At 53.4% G+C, this 18,305-nt stretch carries 18 protein-coding genes and 1 tRNA gene; 6 read left to right on the plus strand and 13 right to left on the minus strand.

The features are described from left to right. Positions 1–31: 31 nt before the first annotated feature. The 3 genes from WMO24_RS00205 to WMO24_RS00215 form a co-directional block, all read right to left on the minus strand. Positions 32–673 carry a lactate utilization protein gene (locus tag WMO24_RS00205; protein ID WP_349213997.1) on the minus strand — a complete coding sequence of 214 codons (642 nt, stop codon included), beginning with the start codon at positions 671–673 and terminating at the stop codon, positions 32–34. A gap of 106 nt (positions 674–779) precedes the next feature. Then, entirely contained in the window at positions 780–1,418 is a 639-nt protein-coding gene (locus WMO24_RS00210) for an HAD family hydrolase (RefSeq protein WP_349213999.1), read from the minus strand. Then, positions 1,415–1,924, minus strand: coding sequence for a QueT transporter family protein (locus WMO24_RS00215; protein WP_349214001.1), 510 nt, complete (start codon positions 1,922–1,924; stop codon positions 1,415–1,417). Before WMO24_RS00215 ends, WMO24_RS00210 begins: the two co-directional genes overlap by 4 nt. Positions 1,925–2,141: 217 nt before the next feature. On the opposite strand from WMO24_RS00215, the gene WMO24_RS00220 reads away from it, so the two are divergent. Beyond that, positions 2,142–2,828 carry an AzlC family ABC transporter permease gene (locus WMO24_RS00220; RefSeq protein ID WP_349214002.1) on the plus strand — a complete coding sequence of 229 codons (687 nt, stop codon included), beginning with the start codon at positions 2,142–2,144 and terminating at the stop codon, positions 2,826–2,828. Continuing rightward, complete coding sequence (locus tag WMO24_RS00225) at positions 2,825–3,160, plus strand: branched-chain amino acid transporter permease (protein WP_349214004.1); 336 nt, start codon at positions 2,825–2,827, stop codon at positions 3,158–3,160. The genes WMO24_RS00220 and WMO24_RS00225 overlap by 4 nt, the downstream gene beginning before the upstream one ends. A gap of 13 nt (positions 3,161–3,173) precedes the next feature. Here WMO24_RS00225 and WMO24_RS00230 read toward each other — a convergent pair whose 3' ends face one another. The 4 genes from WMO24_RS00230 to WMO24_RS00245 all read right to left on the minus strand — a co-directional run bounded on the left by WMO24_RS00230 (position 3,174) and on the right by WMO24_RS00245 (position 5,493). After that, positions 3,174–4,358, minus strand: a complete 1,185-nt coding sequence (locus WMO24_RS00230; protein WP_349214005.1) for a DUF2812 domain-containing protein — start codon at positions 4,356–4,358, stop codon at positions 3,174–3,176. After that, on the minus strand, positions 4,355–4,666 hold the full coding sequence (locus tag WMO24_RS00235) for a PadR family transcriptional regulator (protein ID WP_349214008.1): 312 nt from the start codon (positions 4,664–4,666) through the stop codon (positions 4,355–4,357). The genes WMO24_RS00230 and WMO24_RS00235 overlap by 4 nt, the downstream gene beginning before the upstream one ends. Before the next feature lie 166 nt (positions 4,667–4,832). Beyond that, positions 4,833–4,909: transfer RNA gene (locus WMO24_RS00240), tRNA-Val, on the minus strand. 71 nt (positions 4,910–4,980) lie between these two features. Continuing rightward, positions 4,981–5,493 carry a transcription repressor NadR gene (locus WMO24_RS00245; RefSeq protein ID WP_349214010.1) on the minus strand — a complete coding sequence of 171 codons (513 nt, stop codon included), beginning with the start codon at positions 5,491–5,493 and terminating at the stop codon, positions 4,981–4,983. Positions 5,494–5,658: 165 nt separating this feature from the next. On the opposite strand from WMO24_RS00245, the gene ftsH reads away from it, so the two are divergent. Continuing rightward, on the plus strand, positions 5,659–7,494 hold the full coding sequence (ftsH, locus tag WMO24_RS00250) for an ATP-dependent zinc metalloprotease FtsH (RefSeq protein ID WP_349214012.1): 1,836 nt from the start codon (positions 5,659–5,661) through the stop codon (positions 7,492–7,494). A gap of 45 nt (positions 7,495–7,539) precedes the next feature. On the opposite strand, the gene WMO24_RS00255 is transcribed toward ftsH, so the two are convergent. The 4 genes from WMO24_RS00255 to rny all read right to left on the minus strand — a co-directional run bounded on the left by WMO24_RS00255 (position 7,540) and on the right by rny (position 11,679). Then, positions 7,540–8,202, minus strand: coding sequence for a hypothetical protein (locus WMO24_RS00255; RefSeq protein ID WP_349214013.1), 663 nt, complete (start codon positions 8,200–8,202; stop codon positions 7,540–7,542). 148 nt (positions 8,203–8,350) lie between these two features. Beyond that, the gene (locus tag WMO24_RS00260; RefSeq protein ID WP_349214015.1) at positions 8,351–9,340 is read right to left on the minus strand and encodes a glycosyltransferase family 2 protein; all 990 of its coding nucleotides are present in this window, start codon (positions 9,338–9,340) and stop codon (positions 8,351–8,353) included. A 104-nt stretch (positions 9,341–9,444) separates the two neighbouring features. Further along, a complete protein-coding gene (locus WMO24_RS00265; protein ID WP_349214016.1) occupies positions 9,445–9,999 on the minus strand; it encodes a DUF4358 domain-containing protein in 555 nt (184 codons plus the stop codon). 126 nt (positions 10,000–10,125) lie between these two features. Beyond that, a complete protein-coding gene (gene rny / locus WMO24_RS00270; RefSeq protein ID WP_349214017.1) occupies positions 10,126–11,679 on the minus strand; it encodes a ribonuclease Y in 1,554 nt (517 codons plus the stop codon). A gap of 645 nt (positions 11,680–12,324) precedes the next feature. Between rny and thrS the strand changes: the two genes are divergently transcribed. Continuing rightward, complete coding sequence (gene thrS / locus WMO24_RS00275) at positions 12,325–14,229, plus strand: threonine--tRNA ligase (protein WP_349214019.1); 1,905 nt, start codon at positions 12,325–12,327, stop codon at positions 14,227–14,229. 54 nt (positions 14,230–14,283) lie between these two features. Here the strand turns inward: thrS and WMO24_RS00280 are convergent, their stop codons facing one another. Both WMO24_RS00280 and WMO24_RS00285 read right to left on the minus strand, forming a co-directional pair. Then, positions 14,284–14,814 (minus strand): HD domain-containing protein, encoded by a 531-nt coding sequence (locus WMO24_RS00280; protein WP_349214020.1) that lies wholly within the window; start codon positions 14,812–14,814, stop codon positions 14,284–14,286. A gap of 14 nt (positions 14,815–14,828) precedes the next feature. Continuing rightward, entirely contained in the window at positions 14,829–15,401 is a 573-nt protein-coding gene (locus WMO24_RS00285; RefSeq protein WP_349214022.1) for a putative ABC transporter permease, read from the minus strand. Positions 15,402–15,653: 252 nt separating this feature from the next. Here WMO24_RS00285 and WMO24_RS00290 point away from each other — a divergent pair, with 252 nt between their 5' ends. Together WMO24_RS00290 and WMO24_RS00295 are read left to right on the plus strand one after the other, a co-directional pair. Beyond that, entirely contained in the window at positions 15,654–16,493 is an 840-nt protein-coding gene (locus WMO24_RS00290; RefSeq protein ID WP_349214024.1) for a P-loop NTPase, read from the plus strand. A 102-nt stretch (positions 16,494–16,595) separates the two neighbouring features. Then, complete coding sequence (locus WMO24_RS00295; RefSeq protein WP_349214026.1) at positions 16,596–18,155, plus strand: putative polysaccharide biosynthesis protein; 1,560 nt, start codon at positions 16,596–16,598, stop codon at positions 18,153–18,155. Positions 18,156–18,305 lie beyond the last annotated feature (150 nt).

An 18,305-nucleotide genomic window follows, 5' to 3' on the forward strand; every position in this document is an offset into this window, starting at 1 on the left:
CCGGCATATGCCGGCGCCACTTTTTGTGAATTCAATACCCGGTCGGTTCCTGAACCAGAATGACCTTGATGCGATTGGGCACCCGCTGAAATCTTTGAACCGTATAACTGCAGCAAATACGGGCGGGGCTGTGGCAATGTTCGCATTTACCGGTTACGGCACAAGGCGTTTTGCAGGAAAGCCGTTTGGCGTTGGCAGGAGCGGCAAAGGTTTCAAGCCGCATCTGTGCTTCGTCCAGATCCCGTACGATTTTGTTGGACCCCACCACCAGAATGACACTGGCCGGGCCGTAGGCAATAGCTGCCACGCGGTTGGAGTTTCCGTCCACGTTGAAGATTTCGCCGCTTTCCGTGATGGCATTGGCGGAGGCGAGATAGCAATCCGCGCTGAAAGAGCGGCGGAAAACAGCCTCGATCTCCTCGCGGGTCAGACCCGGTTCATAGCGATCCCAAAATTGATATGGCCCGCTGCGCAGAAAGTCCAGGACGCCGCATTCGTCCAGACTGACGCTTCCGCCCACTGCTACCGTGGCGTTTTCTGCGATCAGTTCTTTTAAAAGCGGGATAACATCGGCTCGCGTTTTGACACAGTACCCCTTCATATTATTTTGTTCCAGCGCTTTTGCGGTCCGCTCCATGCGCTGCCATACCGTTTGTTCCAAAAATGAATCCATAGCAAACCCTCCCTTTTCGCTTTCAGTATAGCACAGAAAATTCAGTTTGGAAGCCGAATTTGATCAAAAAAGGCGGCGCCGAACATTCGGCGCCGCCTTCTGCATTTTAAAGATAAGAAAAAATCTGGTCCAGACCGTTTACCACCGGAGCCCCGGTGGCTGCCAGAACATCCGCAGGCTGGTGACCGCCTGCGTACAGAACACAACGTGTTCCAAGCGCTTGTGATACTTCGTAATCATGAACGCTGTCGCCCACCATCAAAACAGAGGAAGCAGGCGTACCGCTTTTTTGAAGCCAGGTCAGCCCAACGTCCACTTTGCTGTGCGCATACACGTTGTTCAGCCCAAGAAGAGCCTCAAAATATTCGCGCAGCCCGTAAAAGGCCACTTGTTGCTCCAGCGCTTTCTGTTCGGAAGCCGACAGAATAAACTGATGAAGCCCCAGCGCCTGCAATTTACGCAAAACTGCCTCCGCGTTCGGCTGCAGCGGGCAGCTTTCACAGCGTGATGCGTAAAGAACCGCATATTCCTGTGCCAGCTGCGAATAGGGATGACGGGAAAAATCAAAGCCGGCATCCTGATAATACTGTTCAATGGGAAAGCGGAATACACGGCGATAGGCATCCAGCCCGCCCACCGGGGCGTAGCCGTGCCGTGTAAGCTGATGATTCAGCAGTTCGCAGCACAAGGGAACATCGTTCATCAAAGTGCCGTTCCAATCCCATAAAACAGTGGTGATTTTCATTTGTTTGCCTCAACCCAGCCGCGAAGCTGCGGCGTTTTTTCAATGGTTTTTACCAGCAGCAAGCCCAGAATGCCGCAGCTGACGACCTGCCCGAGCCCAACGGTGACCATGTTGAACAACAGAACCGGTACGCTGGCAGTTTCGGGCATGAAAATATAAGTGATTTCCGCGCCGACAATCACCGCATTAAACAGGATCGGCGGAAGGCAGGAGAGAAAGGGAACTCCTTTGAAGCGAATGTGGCGAAGCTGATAGGTGGAGACAGCGGCCAGAAAAGTGGCCAAAGTTCCAAACAGCATATCCCAGGGGCTCATGCTGAACAGGTTGCTCAAAAAGCAGCCCAGTGTCACCGCCCAGATGGCATCCGGCGTAAAGACCGGAAGAAGCGTGAGTGCTTCACTGATGCGCACCTGTACCGGCCCGTAGGAAAAAGGCTGAAGCACAAGGCAGAGCACAACGTAAATGCCGGCAATCAGCGCGGCGCGGACAATTCGTGTAGTTCTCATTATTCACTTTCCGCCTCTCGCAAAACGGCGCGCGGGAGACTTTGCGGCAAGATTTTAGCCCTCACGGTGCCGCCGGGCCGTGGGGATGGTCCGCACAAACGTGCGGAGGGCACAAAATGCTAAGTTGCCCTGCGGACATGCCGCTTTGACAGTATAGCACGTTTTAAGAGTTTGTGCTATACTTTCTCTTGATTCTTGCAAAAAAGAGGCGGAGATTTTGGATGCAAAAACGCTGCGGGCCGCATTCCCGCACACAATCCCGGTTTTGACCGGCTATCTGTTCCTGGGCTTTGCCTATGGATTGCTCATGCGGAATGCAGGATACCCTGTATGGCTTGCCGTTTTGTGCAGTCTGGCGGTCTATGCAGGGGCGGCGCAGTATGCGGCGGTTCCCATGCTGGGGGTGTTTGACCCGGCGGGCACTTTTTTGCTGACGCTGATGCTCAATGCACGGCATGTATTCTACGGTCTGTCCATGCTGGAGCGGTATCGGGAAGCAGGAAAAAGCAAACCATATCTGATTTTTTCTCTAACGGATGAAACCTATTCCATTTTGGTTTCCACTTCGCCGCCAAGCGGAGTGGAAGCCCGGCGCTTTTGGCTGGCAGTTTCCGCTTTGAATCAGATGTACTGGGTGGTCGCTTCGGCGGCAGGGGCCCTGCTGGGAGCCGCCTTGCCCTTTGACACCCGCGGCGTGGATTTTGTGATGACAGCGCTGTTTGTAACCATGTTTACGGAACAGTGGCTGCAGACAAGAGAACATCGCCCGGCTCTGATCGGATTGGGCGCGTCCGTACTTTGTCTGGTGCTGTTTCAGACAAATTTTATTGTTCCGGCGATGGCGATGATCGTGGTACTTTTGCTGGTCGGGCAAAACCACATGGAAGGAGGAGCGGAGGCGTGAGCATTGGAGCTGCACAGCAAATTTTTTTGGTGGGCGTTTTGGCGGCGGCAACGGCACTGACGCGCTTTGCTCCCTTCTGGCTGTTCCCGAAAGAAAGGCCGGTGCCGAAAGCAATCTCCTATTTGGGAAAGGTTCTGCCAGGTGCCGCGATGGGACTGCTGGTCGTTTATTGCTTGAAGGATGTTGAATGGATGGCTCCGCCTCACGGTGCGGCAGAAATACTGGCAGTGGCAGCTGTGGTAGCGCTGCATTGCTGGAAACGGAATACTCTGCTTTCAGTCGGCGGTGGCACCGTACTGTATATGCTTTTGGTACAAGGGGTTTTTGCATGAAAAAAGCGGCGTGTCAAACGCCGCTTTTTGAATTTTCCGTCAGAGCCTGGCTGGCAAGCGCCATAACAGTTTGGGCATCGGATGCGCTTCCCAGATATTGAATGTGCAGGATCCGGTTTCCGCTGGCAAGACAAACTTCGATGAGATCCGTCCGGCTGTCATCCAGAAAAGCACAGTCAATCCCGGCGGGAAGCGGTTCTTTCACAGGAAGAGGATCTCCCAAAGACAGGTACTTGGCCATGCTTTGAGCGACCAAAACCGGATCAAGAGGACCGGAAAGCTGAATATAATGCTGATCAAGCCAGGGGGTGTTGCCGTTTGTGTCGCTGAGCTGCAGATTGTGAAGCTGCAGAGAAGCCAGGGGAACATCGACTACCTCGGTTTGGCCGCTTTCCTGCCCAAGGCTTCCGGTTCCCTGCAGCACAGTGGCATTGGGTTCCAGTTGTTCCAGGCGGAGCAGGACCTGGCTGCTGGGCTCCTGCCCCATGGGAACAGTACGTGGCGTCAGCAAAATCAGCGTACAGATCAATGCCAGAAAAACTGCGGCATAGAACATTGCAGTGCCATATTCGCAAAAGAGGAATCCGCGCAGGGACAGGCGGGTGATTTTTTCGCCCCGGACACTTCGGAGATAATTGGTAAAGCCGTGCATGGCCAGAGCGGAAGTGAACAGTTTCAGTAAAATTAAGAGGATGAGAAGCGCCGGAAGAACAAACCCGCACTGCGCCAGGAAAAGAACGGTCGTTTCTGAAACGGTCAAGTCTCCGCGGATTCCGCCGTTTACCCAAAAGTTCAAGAAAAACAACAGAAGCCAGAAGACAACCTGAACTCCCGCTCCGATCAGTTCATCCCGAAGGCTTTTGCGAACGGGAAGCAAAGTTTCATTTTGCCAGGCAGCGTCCGTGTGCAGTTCACCGGCACCTTTTTCAGCGCAGTACAGATGAAAATAATCCGCTTTGCAGACGAAATGCCAACCGCAGCTCTCATAGAATTGAAGGCGTTCTTCTTCCGGCGGCTGCCCGCGGGAAGGGGCGGCATCCAATCGATACAAAAGCTCGGCTGGGTCCCCTTTGCTAAATCGCGTCAGCAAAAATCCGCGCTTTTCAACAAACAGGCCGCGGCGTGCCATAAGCGCGTAAAATTCTTCCTGTTGAGGCACTGCCCAGCCGGGAAGAGAAAAGCGATAAACGTGTTTCACAACTGTTCCACCTGCGCTTTCTTTCCGTCGTTTACCAGCATCTGAAGCCGCTCAAATTCTTGCTTCAGCACATTGCGACCCAGTGGCGTCAACGCATATGTCTTTCGGCGTTCATCCTGCTGCTGCAGTTGAATCATACCGTCCTTTTCCATTTTTGAAAGAAGACCGTATAACGTTCCCGGTCCCATGCTCACGCGCCCGCCGCTGGCCTCGTTGACCTGCTGCATCAGCCGGTATCCATGGGCGGGACGGGTCAAGGCTAAAAGCAGATAGTACATGGCTTCCGTCATGGGTGTGTTTTGCGCCATATGCAATTCCTCACAACTATATCGTGACACGATATAACTTTTGACTTCATTATAAAGCCCGGACAAAGGAAAGTCAATGACACGGAATATTCCAAAGGGTCTCACAGAAGAGACCGTGTTGCGGGCATAAAAAAACATCTGATGATCATTGATCATCGGATGTTTCTGGTGGAGAATTAGGGACTCGAACCCCAGACTTCCTGCGTGTGATGCAGGCACTCTAACCAGCTGAGCTAATCCTCCACGGCGAAAATTATTATAGCATGGTTTCTTCGATTTGTCTAGACCTTTTTTAAAAAAATTCGTCTCAAGATTTATTTTTGATACAGATATCCTTTTTGCCGCAGTGCTTCCAGAACGCGGTCCCGTTGGGCGGGGGTAGGGCAGGAGAGGGTGTGCAGGTGCACGTCGCCTGTCAGGCTGCACAAGGGCTGTGCGGCATTGGCCTGCAGGGCCTGCCAGAATAAATCGGCATCGTAGCGGCTGAAGATCTGCAGCTGACCGGATAGCTGACCGTATACGGGATGTTCGACCAATACATCCAGAACGCCGCACCCGCAGTCGACAATGGTATACAACTCATCCAGAAGTGCTTCCTGTGCATGGCGGCACACCACGGTCATTCGATCGGCACCCGGCGCTGTCTGGAGCATGTATCCGCGGGGAGTGGCCAAAACAGGGGTGCCTGCGGCGCGGAGAAGGGCCACATCACCGACTACGATCTGGCGGCTGACCCCCAGCTCCCGAGCCAGCTTACTGGCGCTGACAGGGCCGCTTGCCTGTTTTAAAGAGGTGACAATGGACTCGCGTCGCTGTGCTGCTGTCATGATGGTTTCTCCTTTTTGAATTTGATTATTATTATAGCATCTTTCGCGCCAAATGCCCAATTATTTCATGTTGTATTCACAATTCACTCTGTTTTTTTTCATAAAGAAACGCTAAAATAAAAGCATGGCTACAAACGGCCATCAAATGAGGAGTGAATTTAAATTATGAATCAAGACCCAAAGATTCCCAAGAGGAGTCCCTATTTGTATTATGCGATCGCTGCTCTGGTCGTCATGATGCTTTTGAATGTTTTTGTGATGCCGAAGGTAAACAACGCTCAGATCACGCAGGTGGATTACAGCACATTCCTGCAGATGATCGACGATGGAAAAGTTGATGCGGTGGAACTGGATGAGGAAGGGCAGGAGATCCTTTTCTCTTCTACAGATGAAAATGGCCGCTCGGTCTATTATTCTACGGGTGTTTGGCCGGATGACAATCTGGTGGATCGGTTGAGTGAACATCCGGACATCAAATTCAATCGCGTTGTTCCGCAGGAAAACAGCTTTTTAATGACCTTTTTGCTTACGTGGCTGTTCCCAACATTGCTGTTGATGCTTCCACTGATTTTGCTTTCCCGCTATATGCAAAAGAAAATGGGCGGAAACTCCATGATGTTTGGCATGGGAAAATCGGGTGCCAAGATGTATGTGGCCAGTCAAACAGGCAAAACCTTTGCGGATGTAGCTGGTGATGAAGAGGCCAAAGAGGCGCTGGCAGAGATCGTGGACTTTCTGCATAATCCTGCAAAATACAATTCCATCGGTGCGAAAATGCCGAAAGGCGTGCTGCTGGTGGGCCCTCCGGGTACCGGTAAAACACTGCTGGCAAAGGCTGTGGCCGGCGAGGCAGGCGTTCCGTTCTTCTCCATCGCGGGTTCGGAATTTGTTGAGATGTTTGTAGGCCAGGGCGCAGCCCGCGTGCGCGATTTGTTTAAGCAGGCCAAGGAAAAAGCGCCGTGCATTGTGTTTATCGATGAGATCGATACCATTGGTAAAAAGCGAGACGGGTCCGGTATCGGCGGAAACGATGAGCGCGAACAGACGCTGAACCAGCTGCTCAGTGAAATGGACGGGTTTGACGGTTCGTCCGGCGTCGTGATTCTGGCGGCCACCAACCGCCCGGAAACGCTGGATAAGGCATTGCTCCGTCCCGGTCGGTTTGACCGCCGCGTGCCCGTGGAACTGCCGGATTTGAAAGCGCGTGAGGCCATTTTGAAGGTCCACGCCAAGAAAGTCATGATGTCGGATGACATTGATTACAGTGCTATTGCGAAGGCGACGGCCGGTTGTTCCGGCGCCGAGCTGGCCAACCTGGTCAACGAAGCGGCTCTGCGTGCCATCAAGCAGAACCGGCGCATTGTGACGCAGGCGGATCTGACAGAATCCGTGGATGTGATCGTCGCCGGTTATCAGCGCAAAAATGCAGTGCTGACACAGCACGAAAAAGAAGTGGTGGCTTACCACGAGGTGGGCCATGCGCTGGTGGCAGCGAAGCAGTCCAATTCGGCGCCGGTCACCAAGATCACCATTGTGCCCCGCACATCCGGCGCTTTGGGGTATACCATGCAGACGCCGGACACAGATACGGTGCTTTTGTCCAAAGAAGAGGCGCTGGCGAAAATTGCAACGCTTACCGGCGGGCGCAGCGCAGAGGAACTGGTGTTCGGAAGCGTGACCAGCGGTGCCTCCAATGACATTGAGCAGGCGACCAAACTGGCGCGCAGCATGGTGACGCGTCTTGGCATGAGCGAGACATTTGATATGACCGCGCTGGAGACGGTGAACAACCAGTATCTGGGCGGCGACGCTTCGCTGGCCTGCAGTGAGACAACCAGCGCCCAGATCGACAAAGAAGTGGTTTCTCTGATCCGTCAGGCACATGAGAAAGCCATCAACATCCTGAAAGAAAACAACGACAAGCTTCATGAAATCGCACATTATCTGCTGGAAAAAGAAACCATTACCGGCGATGAATTTATGGCGATTTTGAATCAATAAAAGCAAAAAAGGAAGGCGGCTTACAAAGCCGCCTTCCTTTTTTGTTTAAGTTAAAGGATCCTTCTCTTCCTCTTCAGGCAATGGTTCGCGCGGCTCCTCGCCGGCGGGGAACTCCGGTTCTTCCGGTTCATCCGGGGCCTCATAAACGAAATCTTCGGGCGTCAGCCCCATCTCAGGTTCGTCTTCTTCATCGGCAGCCACGGCGTAGACGGTATCTTTGATCTGGCTGACCAACTCACCGGCCTGACCTTTGACCTTTTCTACCACGTCAGGCGCTTTTTCCGCCACCTTTGCGGCAACCGCCACACCGGCGTCCGCCACGGCCTTTCCGGCACCGACCAGCGCCCGGCCGGCTTCGCCCAAAGCGGAGCCGACTTCATCGGCATCTACGCCCATTTTCCCGGCAGCTTCCTTCACCTTGCCGCGGGTATCACTCCAAACGTCCGTGGCCGCACGCTGTACGTTCTCCACAATTTCTGTAACGGCGCTGCGGGTGGTCTTTTCTTCCATGACCTCCGCAGGTTCGGCCTGCTCTTCATAATAAGGCTGAGGTTCCGCATCCAAAGAAGAATCCGTTTCAGGGATTTCCTGCTCTTCCTGCAGGGCGTCCAGTTCTTTGTTTTCCTCATATTTTTTCGCAACCTTTACCGCGACGGCAGCCGCAGCTGCGGCAACCCCGATTCCGATAGCCTTGCTCAAAAAACTCATACGATCGCTTCCTTTCTCCAATCCGCCAAAGCAGGATTTCTATTTTCATTATAGCTTACAGAATGGTACTTGCAAGAAAATTTTTCGTGAACAATGAGGCCTGTGTGTGAAAAAAAGATGCCCTTTTTGTGTACAGTGCTGAAAAATGTCATTTGATGCCCAGTGCGCGCCGAACCCGATAATCCACATAAACGAATACATTCCAAATCATCCAGAACTCGATTAAAATGTAGTAGGGGAGATTCCTGATACGGAATTTGGGCTTTTGAATTTTAGAAATGGCGTGGAAGGCTTCGCGTGCACCTCTGATATAAGGCGTCCAGAATCCTTTCAGACCGAACATCAGAACTTTTAAAAGATATCCTGCCAGAAGAGGCACAAAGTTAATGATGAACATCAGCAGCGGCATATTTTTGTAGGGAAGCAAAATGCTGTTGCGCCCACTCTGCACGCTTTTGAATTCGTTGTAGCGCACTGCGCCGGTGGTTGCGCCGCAGATATGGTAGCACTTGGCGGCAGGGCAATACATGTTTTTGTATCCCAGGCTGTTGGCACGCCAGGAGATATCCACATCTTCAAAATAGGCGAAAAACAGTTCGTCAAACAGGCCGATTTCATCCAGAATGCTTTTGCGGTACAGACTGGCGCCGCCGCAGGCAGAAAAGATGCGCTGCGGTTTCTGATAGCGCCGCCAGTACATGCCGTCACCCCGTTTGCAGGCCCAGCCGAAAAGCGTCACATAGTCGCCGGCGTCGTCGGCAAGTTCCCGGTCAAAATGCCGGATCATCAGGCTTTGCACTGCAAAAATACGCGGGTCGGTGTCTGCCATGGCGATCAGCTGTGCCAGCCAATCCGGTTCGGCAAAAGCGTCATTGTTGAACAGAACCACATAGGTTCCTTTGGCCAGGCGAATTCCGGCGTTCACAGCAGCGGAAAAACCGGTGTTATGATCATTTTTTACAAGGGTGTACCGCTCGTGCCCCACATAACTTTCGGCAATCGCAAGACTTTCGTCCGTAGAGCCGTTGTCCACGACGATCAATTCAAAGTCCTGCTCTGTCTGGGCCCACACAGATTCGATCGAGTCACGAAGCCACCCGGCTCCATTGAGGTTGGGAATTACGATGCTCGCTTTCAAAGCGTTTCCTCCAGTGTTTTGAGATTGCATTCAGTATAGCATAAACCATCGGAACGGCGCAACGTTTCCAAAAAAGCCCGCGGCAGATTCCGCGGGCTTTTTTATTATTTCAGTGCATCCTCAATTGCCTTCAAAACCGTGGCACTGTCTTCGCAAACAACAATCACGATCTCACCGGAACTCAGCTCCTTGACGGTTCCGTTTTTGGCAATTTCATACTGATCCGGCAGGTAGTTTTCAAAGCTGCGCTGCAAGTTGGAAAGATAATTTTCCAGCGCGATCCGCACCGTCTCTTCGCTTCCGGAAGCCGGTTTGAAAATGCCGACCATATAGGCTTGCACGTTCATCAAAGAGAGGCTGTACGCATAGGTGCCCAAAGAGGCCAAATCATCGGTGGGCAGTCCCAGCGTGCTCATCTGCATTTCAATCATGGATTTCGCCTGTTCTTCATCCGTACCATTGGGGTCCAGGCTTAAAGTCGGCTGCTCGCCGTTCTGCCCGGCGGTAATGGCATAACTCTCGTTCAAATCATCCGTGCGGGTGTCCATAATAATTTGCGTATAGTCCTTGGGGGGTGTAGAAGAAGAGGATGTTCCCGCACAGGCAGTCAGGCTTACAGACAAAGCCAATGCAAGCACGGTGGCAATAAAGCGTTTCATAAAGCATTCTCCTTGTTTGGTTTTGGCGCATACAGCGCGTTGTTATAGTATAACCAAAATGTGGGAGGAATACAATGGCAAACATGAAAAAGCCGTGCCCCGGGATTGGGGACACGGCTTTTGCGTTTATTTTGCGTATTCCACTGCGCGCGATTCGCGAATGACATTGACTTTGATCTGTCCGGGATAATCCAGATCTTCCTCGATCTTGCGGGAAATGCTGTGCGCCAGAATGACCAGCTGATCGTCGGAAATAGCTTCCGGCTTGACCATGATGCGCACTTCGCGGCCGGCCTGGATGGCAAAGCTGCGTTCCACGCCTTCGAAGCTGTTCGAAATTTCTTCCAGCGTTTCCAGACGTTTGATGTAGCTCTCCAGATTCTCACGCCGTGCACCGGGACGGGCTGCGCTGATCGCGTCGGCTGCCATCACCAGGAAGGCCAGAGCGGTCTTGGGCTCCACGTCACCGTGATGCGCTTCGATCGCGTGTACAATGGCAGGATTCTCTTTGTATTTCTTGGCAATTTCCACACCGATGCTGATATGGCTGCCTTCGATCTCGTGATCAAGCGCCTTGCCGATGTCATGCAGCAGACCGGCGCGTTTGGCCTGGGTCACATTCAAACCGAGTTCCGCAGCCATAATACCGGCCAGGTAAGAAACTTCCAGAGAGTGGTTCAGCACGTTCTGACCATAGCTGGTGCGGAAACGCAGGCGGCCCAGCAGCTTTACGATATCGGGATGCAGGCCATGCAGTCCGGCATCCATGACGGCTTTTTCGCCTTCGCGCTTCATGGTCAGCTCCAGTTCGCGGCGGCATTTGTCCACCGTTTCCTCGATGCGCGCGGGATGAATGCGGCCGTCACTGATCAGACGCTCCAGCGTCATGCGGGCAATTTCGCGGCGCACAGGGTCAAAGCTGGAAAGCGTGATCGCTTCGGGGGTGTCGTCAATGATCAGATCCACGCCGGTGGCATTTTCCAGTGCGCGGATGTTGCGGCCCTCACGGCCGATGATGCGGCCCTTCATTTCATCGCTGGGCAGCGGCACAACCGATACCGTCGCTTCGCTGGAATGATCGGCCGCGCAGCGGGCCACCGCCTGGCTGATGAGTTCGCGGGCGATGACTTCCGCCTCGTCTTTGGTCTGCGCTTCATAAGCTGCAATGTGCATGGCTTTCTCATGGGTCAGTTCCTGATCCAGGTTGGAGAGCAGCAGCTGTTTGGCATCTTCACTGGAAAGACCGGCAATCGTCTCCAGGCGTTCCAGTTCACGGGTACGGATCTGCTCGATCTCAGCCAATTTTGCCTCGGCAAGTTCCGTCCGTTTCTGAAGCTCTTCTTCTTTCTGCTCCATGTTGGCCACTTTGCGGTCCAGGGCCTCTTCTTTTTGGTCCAGACGACGCTCCTGACGGGTCAGTTCATTGCGGCGTTCCTTGATTTCCTTGTCGGCTTCGGTCTTCATTTGAAGCGCAGCGTCCTTCGCTTCCACAAGTGCTTCTTTTCGCTTCTGCTGCGCTGTTTTCATTGCGTCGTTTACAAGACGCTTGGCTTCTTCCTCGGCGCTGCCGATTTTTGCTTCTGCAATCTTGCGGCGATGGGAAACGCCTGCGAAAAACGCAATTGTTCCCACAACGGCACTCAGCACGACAGCGATGGCGATGGTCGCCCATACTGGCATGTTCAGTCACTCCTATTCAATTCAGTTCTTGCCCTGAAGCGCACAATTAATCAGCCCCCGCACAAAATGCTGAAGCCCCCAAATTGCGTATTTTCAGGTATGAATAAAAGTAATTTGCAGGGCAAAATGCCGTTTACAAGTCAAAATTTATCAGGAAAATCGGTCAAAAAGGCAAACGACGTACCATTTGCCCTAAAAATTACATTAAATCATGTTTTCTATTGTAAAGCCTGCCTAACACCTTGTCAAGAAATTGTTACAAAGCTTTCACACAAGCTGCGCCGGAAATGGCTTCTTTTTTTGTAAAAAAGGGGGTGGGAAAGAGGCGAAAGGCTTGACTTGCCCTGAAAAGTGCAGTAAGATAAGGGCACATCCCGCAAAAGCGTTGATGCGGACAATGCGCGCACTGAATGCCGCACCAGAGAGGACTGCCGTGTGCTGAAAGCAGTCTTGCAGGCCAAGGGCGCGTTACCACCGCAGAGTGTGGGGGAGAACCCCTGCCGGGCACGGCCCGTTACAGCCGGCAAAGAGTGGCGTTTCCAATGCGAAACGCAATTCGGGTGGAACCATGGGCTTTTCTCAGCTCATCCCGTATGTTGTATGTTACGGGATGAGCTTTTTTGTTTTATAAAAGGAGGAAATACTATGATTCGCGTGACCCTGAAAGACAATGTGGTCAAAGAATTCGAAGCGGGCGTCTGCCCGGCGGACATCGCCAAAAGTCTGGGCATGGGGCTTTACAAAGCCGCCTGTGCCGCCCGCGTGGACGGAGAGGCCTGCGATTTGCGTACGCCGCTGGAAAAAGACTGCAGCCTGGAGATTCTGACCTTTGAAGACAAGGACGGCAAGCATGCATTCTGGCATACGGCGGCCCATGTGATGGCACAGGCAATCCAGCATCTGTGGCCGCAGGCGAAATTCGGAATCGGACCGGCGCTGGATGACGGCTGGTATTACGACATCGGCGGAGTGGAGCCCTTTACCCCGGAGCAGTTCGCGGATATTGAGGCCGAGATGAAGAAAATCGTCAAAGCGGATCTTCCTGTGGAAAAACGCTTTATTACTCTGGAAGAAGGCCGCGAGCTGTTTGCCGGTCAGGATTACAAGCTGGAACTGCTGGAAGAATATGCCGAGAAGGGCTGGCAGCTTTCCATTTATACCCAGGGCGATTTTACCGACCTGTGCGCGGGCCCGCATCTGATGAGCACGGGCGCGCTGAAGGCGGTCAAGATTTTGAGCACGGCCAGCGCTTACTGGCGCGGCGATGCGTCCAGAGACAGCCTGTGCCGCGTGTACGGCACCGCCTTCCCCAAGGCTAGCGAGCTGGAGGCACATCTGGCCATGCTGGAAGAGGCAAAAAAACGTGATCACCGCAAACTGGGAAAAGAACTGGGTCTGTTTGCGCTGATGGAAGAAGGCCCCGGATTCCCCTTCTTCCTGCCCAAAGGCATGCTGCTGAAAAATACGCTGATTGATTACTGGCGTGAAGTACACCACAAGGCGGGCTATCAGGAAGTAAGCACCCCCATGATTCTGAACCGCAGCCTGTGGGAGCGCAGCGGCCATTGGGATCACTACAAGCAGAACATGTATACCACGGTCATTGATGACACGGATTTTGCCATCAAACCCATGAACTGCCCGGGTGGTATGCTGGTGTACAAAACACAGCCGCATTCCTATCGTGATCTGCCTCTGCGTGTAGGCGAGCTGGGCCTGGTGCACCGGCATGAGCTTTCCGGCGCACTGCACGGCCTGATGCGTGTGCGCTGCTTTACGCAGGACGACGCGCATATCTTCATGATGCCTAGCCAGATCAAGGACGAGATCATCGGCGTTGTACGCCTGATTGACCAGGTTTATTCGCTGTTCGGTTTTGAGTATCACATCGAATTGTCCACCATGCCCGAAGATCACATGGGCGCGCTGGAGGACTGGGAGATGGCGACCGATGCGCTGAAGGCCGCCATGGATGAACTGGGCCGTCCTTATGAAATCAACGAGGGCGACGGTGCCTTCTATGGCCCGAAACTCGACTTCCATCTGGTGGACGCAATCGGACGCACTTGGCAGTGCGGCACCATTCAGCTGGACTTCCAACTGCCGGAGCGCTTTGAACTGGAGTACATTGGCGAAGACGGTCAGAAACATCGTCCGGTCATGGTGCACCGTGTGGTGTTCGGCTCCATCGAGCGCTTCATCGGCATCCTGATCGAGCACTTCGCGGGCGCTTTCCCGGTGTGGCTGGCTCCGGAGCAGGTTCGCATGATTCCTATCAGCGAGGCGCATCGTGAGTATGCACGGAAAGTGGCGGCTGAACTGGACGAGGCCGGCATTCGCGTGACGGTGGATGACCGCAACGAAAAGATGGGATACAAGATCCGTCAGGCGCAGCTGGAGAAAGTTCCCTATATGTTGGTGGTGGGCGCTAAGGAGATGGAGGACGGCACGGTTTCCGTCCGCGCCCGCAAAGAGGAAAAAGGCGGTACCAAGACCGTTGCAGAATTTAAGGCACAGATTCTGGAAGAGATTGCAAGCCGGGAGCGCTGAGGCGCAAACGGCAAAAAAGCCCCGGCACTCATGTGAGTGCCGGGGCTTTTGAATTTATACGGGGATTTCTTTGTGCAGGTCGCGGTTTTCCAGCAGTTCCATAACGGGGCGGTGGAAGGTTTCCATCAGACTGCAGTATTTGTCAAACATCACAACCACATAGGACTCCGGAAAGCGGGGCGGCGTGATGGTCAGCGGCCACATGTGCCGCAAAATGATGTCTTCTTCTTTTTCCGTCAGTGAAAAACGTTCACGGGCGTTGGCCAGCGCTTTGCTGGGATGTTCGAACCCATGCAGCCGTTCGCCGGGCTGGCGGCGGTAAAGATGCCAGTCGTATAAAAACAGATCGTGCAGCAGTCCGCCGCGCGCGACGGCCCGGGCATCCAGCCCATGATCGCGGCAATAGAGATAGCTCAGATAAGAAACATTCAGGCTGTGACGCAGGCAGGTCGTTTCTCCATGCTGTGTGTACTGTTCCATGGAAAGAACGTCCGGATGTTCCAGAATGTCTGCAACCAAAGCCAGATATTCCGGATCATGGGGAACAGAAACCGGGCCGAATTTTTCTTTTGCACATTGTAACACGGAATGACCTCCTGTCAGCGACCAAAGAATTTGGAAAGCGAAATGGGCTCTTCCTGAGCGGCGAACGCGGTTCGCATGCTGATGAAAAAGTCGATCAGATATCCGGCGGGCAGAAGATAGGCCAGCGATACGCATGCGAAAGGCGGCAAAAGCGCCACGGCTCCAAACACCAGTTTGTGCAGGAAGCCGAACAGAAATACCGAAATGAGCCCCCAGCCGAGCGTGCTTTCCAGACACAAGATGCCCTGATAATTGAAAGGCTTGTTGGAATAATCCCACCAGAGATTTCCGAACAGACCCAGCATCAGGCGCGCCGTGAGGTACTCAAACAGCGTGGCCAGCACGGCGCCGATCAGGTACAGCAACACCAAATTGTGCGAAAAGGGACGCAGCAATGCATACCCGAGAATGGCGCCAAACCCGTAAATGATGCAGAACGGACTGTGGACAAAACCACGGTTTTCCCAAACGCCCTTTTCGCGGCGAATGACAATGCATTCCATTACCCAGCCCAAAAAGCTGTAAAGAAAAAATGCGTTGATGATCATATAAGGCGAAACGTCCGCCGAATAAAGCCAAGATGTCATAAAAAATCCTCCTCGTAATGGTTTCGCGCTCCCGTTTGAAACATCGTGTGGGGGGATGTGCCTTTCCCGTTTCACCTAATATTACGACCAGTATAACGGATTTGCTTCAAAATTTCAAAAAATTTTTAAAAAGAACGCGCGGGCGCCAGGTGCGGCTGAAGCGGGAATGACCACAGAAGCTTCCTTCGGTTGACACTGGAATGGGCAAAGCCTATAATAATGGAAAAACAAGCAGATGGAGGATTGAAGTTTATGAGCGAGACATGCAGCCATGACTGCTCAAGCTGCGGTTCCAACTGCCCGTCCAGGCAGCAGCCGCAGGATTTCCATGAGCCGCCCCATGAGCTGAGCAGTATTAAAAAGGTGATCGGTGTAGTCAGCGGAAAGGGTGGCGTCGGCAAAAGTATGACCAGCGCAATGCTGGCGGTGCTGATGAATCGTCGCGGATATCATTCTGCTGTTTTGGATGCGGATATTACGGGACCGTCCATCCCGAAGCTGTTTGGCATTCATACGCGCGCAGTAGCAGACGAGCTTGGCTGTTATCCGGTGCGCAGCCGTACAGGTGTGGACGTCATGAGCGTCAACCTGATGCTGGACAATGAGACCGATCCGGTGGTCTGGCGCGGCCCGGTGATTGCCGGCGCGGTGAAACAGTTCTGGCAGGAAGTCATCTGGAAAGATGTGGATTTCATGTTTGTGGACATGCCGCCGGGAACGGGTGATGTGCCCCTGACCGTGTTCCAGACGCTGCCTGTGGACGGAATCATTGTGGTGACCAGTCCGCAGGAGCTGGTGGGCCTGATCGTGGAAAAGGCTGTGAAGATGGCCAATATGATGAACGTGCCCATTCTTGGCATTGTGGAGAACATGAGCTATGCGGTTTGTCCGGACTGCGGCAAAAAACTGTATGTGTTTGGCGAGAGCCATGTGCAGGAGATTGCCGCGCGGTATCATCTGCCGGTGCTGGCACAGTGCCCCATTGATCCGGAACTGGCCAAACAGGCAGATCTGGGTGTGATCGAATCCTTTGAGACGGATCATCTGGACAAAGCGGCGGACGTCGTGGAAGCACTTTTAAAGGAAAAATAAGAAATAGCGCAAGGAACGTCTGCGAAAGCAGGCGTTCCTTTTTTGGTGCCCGCACATACTTTGCGGTCGCTCTCCGTATAAATAAACGAGAGGAGGGCAGATATGCAGCGGCAGAGTTATGTGCGCAATGCAGCCATCCTGACGGCGACGGGGCTGCTTTTGCGGGCGATCGGAATGTTTTTTCGCGTTTACATTGCGGCGAGAATCGGCGCGGAAGGAATGGGGCTTTATCAGCTGATTTATACTGTGTATACGCTGGCGGTCACATTTGCTACGGCAGGTCTTTCCGTGGCGGCAACGCGTATCTGTGCGCAGCTGTTTGCGGGCGGATGTCCCGGCAAAGCCCGCAGAGCCATGAAATCCGTTTTGTCGCTTGGCTGCGGGCTCGGTTTTCTGGCGGGAATGCTTTTGTATGCTGCCGCCCCTTGGGCGGCACAGCTCTGGCTGCGGGATGCGCGGGCATTGCTGCCTCTGCGCATTCTGGCACCCAGTCTCCCGTTCATGGCCATGAGTGCGGTCTGGCGGGGCTATTTTATGGCGGTCCGGGAGGTGCGGCCCAATTCCATTGCACAACTGTTTGAACAGGCTGTGCGCATTGGGGTGGTTGCCTGCGCGCTTCATGCAGTCGATGCGCAGGACATCACCAGATCCTGTGCGGCTGTGGTGTTGGGAAACACCATCAGTGAGGTCAGCAGCTGGTGCCTGATGCTGGCGTTTTACCGCGCGTCTTCCAAAGAACTGCCCGGCCCGTCGAAAGCGGTAGACGGGTTATGGAACCAGCTGTGGCAGATTCTGGCGCCAATCTGCGCCAATCAGTATCTGACCAGTGCGCTTCGGTCTGTGGAAAACGTCATGGTGCCGGCCTGCCTGGCGCTTTTCACGCTTAGCCGCGAGACGGCTCTCAGTCAATACGGCGCATTAAAAGGAATGGCCATGCCCGTTCTGTTTTTTCCATTTTCCTTTTTGGGAACGCTTTCCACGCTTTTGATGCCGGAGATCACGGAGGCGTATGTGCAGGGAAGAAAGCAGGCTCTGCGCTATCTGGTCAACCGCGTGTTGCTTTTGACCCTTGCCTTGTCCATACTGGCAAGTGGTTTGTACACGGTTTTTGCGTATGACGTGGCGCAGGTGCTGTACCAGAGCAGTGAAATCGGCTTTTATATTGCGGTCCTGGGGCCGCTTACGCCTTTCATGTATCTGGAGAGCATGGTGGATGGCATTCTGAAAGGGCTGAACGAGCAGTTGGCGACGTTTCGCTATTCTGTGGTGGACTCGCTTTTGCGCATTCTTCTGATTGCACTGCTGCTGCCGCGCTTCGGCATGAAAGGATTCCTGTTCGTGATGCTGGTCAGCAATCTGCTCACCAGTCTGTTGAATTGGATGCGGCTATTGCATGTGACAGAGCTGAAAGTGCAGTGGATGCGCTGGATCGTAAAACCCGTGTGCGCCATGGCTTTTTCCGCTCTGGTTTGGAATTTGCTTCGCCCGCTCATCGCATTGCCCGCAATTGGGCGCACTTTGTGCGGTGGAGTCCTGATCACGGTTCTTTATGTGGCTGCGCTGTGGGCTATCGGAGGAATCCGAGGCGAAGATATCTGGCCGGCAGGAAGAAAAAACGCAAAAATCATGCAAAAAACAGTTGACATCAATCAACGGATATGATAAAATCTATTACGCCGTCAAAAATGACGGCAAAGACATGCGATAATCGCGGGGCGACCCGCGTTTATCATAAATGCGGATGTGGCGGAATTGGCAGACGCGCTAGATTCAGGTTCTAGTGAGGGCAACTTCATATGGGTTCAAGTCCCT

Origin of the sequence: Ruthenibacterium intestinale (assembly GCF_040096265.1) — a bacterium.
In the GTDB taxonomy this organism is placed as follows: Bacteria; Bacillota; Clostridia; order Oscillospirales; family Ruminococcaceae; genus Ruthenibacterium; species Ruthenibacterium komagatae.

Bases quoted from the DNA above. Each gene is read 5' to 3' on its own strand.
- WMO24_RS00245 (WP_349214010.1), bottom strand. From the start codon at position 5,493: ATGACAGCAGCACAGCGACGCGAGTCCATTGTCACCTCTTTAAAACAG.
- WMO24_RS00210 (WP_349213999.1), bottom strand. From the start codon at position 1,418: ATGAAAATCACCACTGTTTTATGGGATTGGAACGGCACTTTGATGAAC.
- WMO24_RS00255 (WP_349214013.1), bottom strand. From the start codon at position 8,202: ATGAGTTTTTTGAGCAAGGCTATCGGAATCGGGGTTGCCGCAGCTGCG.
- WMO24_RS00235 (WP_349214008.1), bottom strand. From the start codon at position 4,666: ATGGCGCAAAACACACCCATGACGGAAGCCATGTACTATCTGCTTTTA.
- ftsH (WP_349214012.1), top strand. From the start codon at position 5,659: ATGAATCAAGACCCAAAGATTCCCAAGAGGAGTCCCTATTTGTATTAT.
- WMO24_RS00295 (WP_349214026.1), top strand. From the start codon at position 16,596: ATGCAGCGGCAGAGTTATGTGCGCAATGCAGCCATCCTGACGGCGACG.
- WMO24_RS00285 (WP_349214022.1), bottom strand. From the start codon at position 15,401: ATGACATCTTGGCTTTATTCGGCGGACGTTTCGCCTTATATGATCATC.
- thrS (WP_349214019.1), top strand. From the start codon at position 12,325: ATGATTCGCGTGACCCTGAAAGACAATGTGGTCAAAGAATTCGAAGCG.
- WMO24_RS00265 (WP_349214016.1), bottom strand. From the start codon at position 9,999: ATGAAACGCTTTATTGCCACCGTGCTTGCATTGGCTTTGTCTGTAAGC.
- WMO24_RS00290 (WP_349214024.1), top strand. From the start codon at position 15,654: ATGAGCGAGACATGCAGCCATGACTGCTCAAGCTGCGGTTCCAACTGC.
- WMO24_RS00215 (WP_349214001.1), bottom strand. From the start codon at position 1,924: ATGAGAACTACACGAATTGTCCGCGCCGCGCTGATTGCCGGCATTTAC.
- rny (WP_349214017.1), bottom strand. From the start codon at position 11,679: ATGCCAGTATGGGCGACCATCGCCATCGCTGTCGTGCTGAGTGCCGTT.
- WMO24_RS00205 (WP_349213997.1), bottom strand. From the start codon at position 673: ATGGATTCATTTTTGGAACAAACGGTATGGCAGCGCATGGAGCGGACC.